Source organism: Streptomyces sp. CBMA123 (assembly GCF_014596465.1).
In the GTDB taxonomy this organism is placed as follows: domain Bacteria; phylum Actinomycetota; class Actinomycetes; order Streptomycetales; family Streptomycetaceae; genus Kitasatospora.
Genome location: NZ_MECK01000352.1, coordinates 1 through 4,592, shown reverse-complemented (window position 1 = coordinate 4,592; position 4,592 = coordinate 1). Strand labels below are relative to the sequence as shown.

Below are 4,592 nucleotides of genomic sequence, written 5' to 3'. Positions count from 1 at the left end.
CCCGCCGGACGCGGCGACGTCCGCCCGTCCCGTCCACCGCTGTCCCGGCGGGCCCGCTCCGGGCCGGGCGGGGTGCGCGGCAGGCTGGGCTGAGCCCGTTGCTCGACGGCTTCGTCAAGCACGTCTTCCGACAAAGCACTTGTGCGCGCCAGGAGCGTGCTGGTTAATTGTCGTCGCTCACTTGACAGCCTTGGGGGAACGCTCATGCAACCGACCGGACCGGCCGAACCTCCGGGGGCCCGGCAGACCGGCCCCTCTCCGCTCCCGTTCGTCCCGCCGCCGGCACCGCCGGCCGCGGACGCGACGGCGCCCGGGGCATCCGCCACGCCGGGACCGCCGCCGATGCCCGGGTACGACCCCTCCGCCACCCGGGTCGCCGTCACCAACCGCATCCTGTGGATCGGGACGGCGGCGTACCCGCTGGCCACCATCGCCCGGGTCAGCATCACGATCATCCTGCCCGACGTCCTCGGCGCGATCCGGCGGTTCCTCAAGTTCATCGGGATCGTCATCCCGGCCGCACTGGTCATCGCCGGGCTCGATGCCCTCGCCAACTCCTCCCGTTCCTCGGGCTTCGGCAGCAGCAGCGACAAGAGCACCTCCACGGGCACGATCGTGGTGGTGACCCTGGTCCTGGTGGTGTGCTACTTCCTGTTCGCCACCCTGCCGGTGCTGCTCCAGCAGCGGCTGCACGCGCTGACCGTCGACACGGCGGGCCCGCCGACCGCACTGCTGGCCTGGAAGGACCCGAAGTACGCGTACGAGCTCCAGGCCAGGATCACCCACGCGATCGAGAACCCGAAGACCGAGTTCCAGCAGTTCGTCAGCAACGTCGTGGTGGACCTGCGGCGCTACCAGTTCGGCGACAACGTCAACATCTACGGCGGCCAGGGCAACACGGGGGTCATCAAATGAGCGGCGGCGGAGCGCAGTTCCAGTTCGGCGACAACGTCACCATGCACGGCGGGCAGGGCAACGTCGGCATCCAGCACAACCACGGGCCGGCCGGCGACCAGGCGCTGGCGCCGGAGCTCGCCGCGATGTTCGCCCGGCTCGCCGCCGTGGTGGCCGAGTTGGCCCGGGACGCACGGGTGCCCGAGGAGGACCGGCAGAGCCTGGAGGAGACCCTGCCGGTGCTCCGCGAGCCGGCCGGCCAGGAGCGGCGCAGCCGGCGCAACACGCTCCACCTGCTCGCCGGGCTGACCCGGGAGCTGGGCGAGGCGGCCGCGCCCGCGCTGGGGCTGGTGACCCAGTTGCTCGCGATGATCAACAGCTGACGGGGGTCGGTCCCTGGTCCCGCCCCGCTCCCGGGTCAGGACCCGGGACCGGTCGCGGGTCAGGCCCGGCCCTGCGGTTTCCGTACGCGACCGTGGTCGGCGGCCGCCTGCCGTCAGAACAACGCCTCCTGGGTGTCCGGCTCCGGCGGGCGGACCCGCTCCTGCAAGGTCAGCCCCTCGGACGCCCGGCCGGCCACCGGCGAGAGCGTCCAGCCGGTCAGCCGCCGGGTGTCCAGCAGCAGCGGGCCGGAGCCGTCCGGCTGGTCCAGGAACAGGTGCCGGCCCACCGGCGGGCGCAGCGTGCCCGCGATCACCGCGCCCGCGGCCAGGCCGGCGATCTCCCGGTAGGCCTCGGGGGCCCCGCCGGCCAGGCCGTAACGCTCCACGTGGTCCACCACCGGGCGGTCGGCGAGCAGCTCCACCGCGTGGCCGTCCAGCAGCCGGTGCGCCTGGGCCCGGGCCTCGGTGAGCACCGTGCGACGGTACGGCGCGTCCCCGTGCGCCCACCAGTGGTCCGTCTTCAGCCGGGACTTGTACCGCTCGCGGGCCATCCCCGAGGCGGCGACGGTGAGTTCGGCGCGGCGCACCGCGGGCAGGCCGCCACGCGCGGTGAACGCGTAGGCCAGCGCGCCCTGTTCGAGCAGCCGGCTGTCGCCGCGCTGCTCGGCGGTCAGGCCGACCTTCAGCAGGCCCTCGCCGAACCAGGCCAGGTAGAGCAGATAGGTGCGGCCGTCGTCGAGGATCTGGTCCCGGGCGAGCGCCAGACCGCGGTCCACGCTCTGGCAGGCCGGGCACTGGGTGGCGCTGCCGTCCGGGTCGACCACCGCGTGGTGCGGGCAGGGCGTGCGCTCCGTCGCCCCCGCCAGCCAGGCCCCGACGCAGCGGCGCGGGCCGCCGAGCAGCCAGCCGACCTCCGTACCCGGCACGACGGCGCGCTCGTGCACCTGCGTGCCGCGCACGGCGCCGAGCAGCGCGCGGCCGTCGTGCCAGCTCAGGCCGGTGGAGACCCAGCCGGCGGGCCGGTCCGGGTGCTGGGGTGCGGGGATCGTCACGGGCGTCCCTCCCTGGGGGTCTACCTGGGCGTCGTCTTCCTGGGGGTCTTCCAGGGTGTCCTCGATCAGGCGAGGCTACCCGGTCGCACTGACAACCCCGTCCCACCGGCCGGATCGACGAGCGAGGTGGATAGGTTGCTCACACCCGATGAGCCCGCTGAGACAAGCCCGGCAAGGAGCCCCGGATGGCCACCGCACCCTTCCCGCTCTCCCCCACCCCGATCCACCTGCCCGACGCCGTCCTCGACGACCTGCGCGAACGCCTCGCCCGCACCCGCGCCCCGCTCGGCGAGCCCGACGACTGGTCCTACGGCGTGCCGCGCGGCTACCTCGCCGACCTGCTCGCGTACTGGCGCGACGACTACGACTGGCGCCGCGCCGAGGCCGCGATCAACACCCACGAGAACTACGTGGCGACGGTCGACGGCACCCCCGTGCACTTCCTGCGCCGGGCCGGTGTCGGCCCGCGGCCCGTCCCGCTGATCCTCACCCACGGCTGGCCGTGGACCTTCTGGCACTGGTCCAAGGTGATCGGCCCGCTCGCCGACCCGGGCGCCCACGGCGGCGACCCGGCCGACGCCTTCGAGGTGATCGTCCCGTCCCTGCCCGGCTTCGGCTTCCCCGGCCCGCTCACCGGCTTCCCGGACGTCAACTTCTGGAAGGTCGCCGACCTCTGGCACACCCTGATGACCGAGACCCTCGGGTACGAGCGGTACGCCGCCGGCGGCTGCGACATCGGCGGGATCGTCTCCAGCCAGCTCGGCCACAAGTACGCCGACCGGCTGTACGGCATCCACATCGGCTCCGGGCTGCCGCTCGACTTCTTCAACGGCCCCCGCGCCTGGGACTTCGCCCGGAACCGGCCCCTCACCGACGACCAGCCCGCCGACGTCCGCGCCCGCGTCATCGAACTGGACCACCGCTCGGCCGCCCACCTCGCCGTGCACACCCTCGACGGAGCCACCCTGGCCCACGGACTGAGCGACTCACCCGCCGGACTGCTCGCCTGGCTGCTGGAACGCTGGAACGCCTGGAGCGACAACGGCGGCGACCTCGAATCCGTCTTCACCAAGGACGACCTGCTCACCCACGCCACCATCTACTGGGCCAACAACTCCATCGGCACCTCGATCCGCTACTACGCCAACGCCAACCGCCACCCCTGGGCCCCCGCCCACGACCGCACCCCGGTCGTGCAGGCCCCGGTCGGCCTCACCTTCGTCACCTACGAGAACCCGCCCGGCGTCCACACCGCCGACGAGCGCGTCCGGGCGTTCGAGACCGGCCCGCAGGCCGCGTGGTTCAACCACGTCAACGTCAACGCCCATGACCACGGTGGCCACTTCATCCCCTGGGAGAACCCCGACGCCTGGATCGACGACCTGCGCCGCACCTTCCGCGGCCGCCGGCCGTGAGCCGCTGTTAGCCTCCGATCCATGATCGACGCACCGACCCCGGTCCCACCGACCCCGATCTCGCCGCTCCGGATCTCACCGACCCCGGACGACCTCGCGCTCGCCCTGCGCCTCGCCCTCGACACCCTGGCGGGCGCCCCGGCGGACGCGGACTGGTCACGGCCCGCCGGCACCCTCGACTGGAGCTGCTGGGAGACCGTCGAGCACCTCGCCGACGACCTCCTCGCCTACGCCGCCCAGCTCGGCCCGGCGCGGCCGCCGCGCGAGCGGTACGTGCCCTTCGTGGCGACCCGCCGCGGCCCCGGCGCCCCGAACAACTTCGTCCGCGCCGAGCCCGCCGACGGAGTACCGGGGCTGCTCGAAGTGCTGGACGCCAGTGGCGGGTTGATGGTCGCCATCGCCCGGGTCAGCCCGCCGGAGGCCCGCGCCCACCACCCCTGGGGTCTGGCCGACCCGAGCGGCTTCGTGGCCATGAGCCTGGCCGAGACCCTCGTCCACCTCCACGACGTCACCCAGGGCCTCGGCCTCCCCTGGGCTCCACCCGCCAACCTCTGCGCGCACACCCTGACCCGCCTCTTCCCCGACGTCCCCCGCACCGCCGCCCCCTGGCCCACCCTCCTCTGGGCCACCGGCCGCACCACCCTCCCCGGCGTCCCCCTCCGCACCGACTGGCGCTGGCACGCCGACGTCCGGGCGTAGCGCGCCGCCGCCGGTCGGCCGTCAGGCCGTCAGACCGACCGACGGGCCGGCGGGCCGGCGGGCCAAGAGCCAAGGGCCCGCCCTCGAACTCTCGCCGTCCGCCCGGAGGCCGGGCGAGCCGACGGGCCGTCACCGCCGCCCGGCCGCAG

General features: G+C 74.2%; 5 protein-coding genes. 4 read left to right on the top strand and 1 reads right to left on the bottom strand.

The features are described from left to right. Positions 1 to 342: 342 nt before the first annotated feature. Together BG452_RS30265 and BG452_RS30260 are read left to right on the top strand one after the other, a co-directional pair. Positions 343 to 915: a DUF6232 family protein gene (locus tag BG452_RS30265; RefSeq protein WP_188307541.1), complete on the top strand. Its 573-nt coding sequence runs from the start codon at positions 343 to 345 to the stop codon at positions 913 to 915. Further along, the gene (locus BG452_RS30260; protein ID WP_188307540.1) at positions 912 to 1,277 is read left to right on the top strand and encodes a hypothetical protein; all 366 of its coding nucleotides are present in this window, start codon (positions 912 to 914) and stop codon (positions 1,275 to 1,277) included. Before BG452_RS30265 ends, BG452_RS30260 begins: the two co-directional genes overlap by 4 nt. A gap of 113 nt (positions 1,278 to 1,390) precedes the next feature. Here BG452_RS30260 and BG452_RS47835 read toward each other — a convergent pair whose 3' ends face one another. Continuing rightward, positions 1,391 to 2,329, bottom strand: a complete 939-nt coding sequence (locus BG452_RS47835) for a DUF2797 domain-containing protein (RefSeq protein WP_188307539.1) — start codon at positions 2,327 to 2,329, stop codon at positions 1,391 to 1,393. A gap of 185 nt (positions 2,330 to 2,514) precedes the next feature. On the opposite strand from BG452_RS47835, the gene BG452_RS30250 reads away from it, so the two are divergent. Then, positions 2,515 to 3,744 carry an epoxide hydrolase family protein gene (locus BG452_RS30250; RefSeq protein WP_188307538.1) on the top strand — a complete coding sequence of 410 codons (1,230 nt, stop codon included), beginning with the start codon at positions 2,515 to 2,517 and terminating at the stop codon, positions 3,742 to 3,744. 21 nt (positions 3,745 to 3,765) lie between these two features. Beyond that, entirely contained in the window at positions 3,766 to 4,443 is a 678-nt protein-coding gene (locus BG452_RS30245; RefSeq protein ID WP_188307537.1) for a maleylpyruvate isomerase N-terminal domain-containing protein, read from the top strand. The last annotated feature ends 149 nt before the right edge of the window (positions 4,444 to 4,592 follow it).

Bases quoted from the DNA above. Each gene is read 5' to 3' on its own strand.
- BG452_RS30250 (WP_188307538.1), top strand. From the start codon at position 2,515: ATGGCCACCGCACCCTTCCCGCTCTCCCCCACCCCGATCCACCTGCCC.
- BG452_RS30260 (WP_188307540.1), top strand. From the start codon at position 912: ATGAGCGGCGGCGGAGCGCAGTTCCAGTTCGGCGACAACGTCACCATG.
- BG452_RS30265 (WP_188307541.1), top strand. From the start codon at position 343: ATGCCCGGGTACGACCCCTCCGCCACCCGGGTCGCCGTCACCAACCGC.
- BG452_RS30245 (WP_188307537.1), top strand. From the start codon at position 3,766: ATGATCGACGCACCGACCCCGGTCCCACCGACCCCGATCTCGCCGCTC.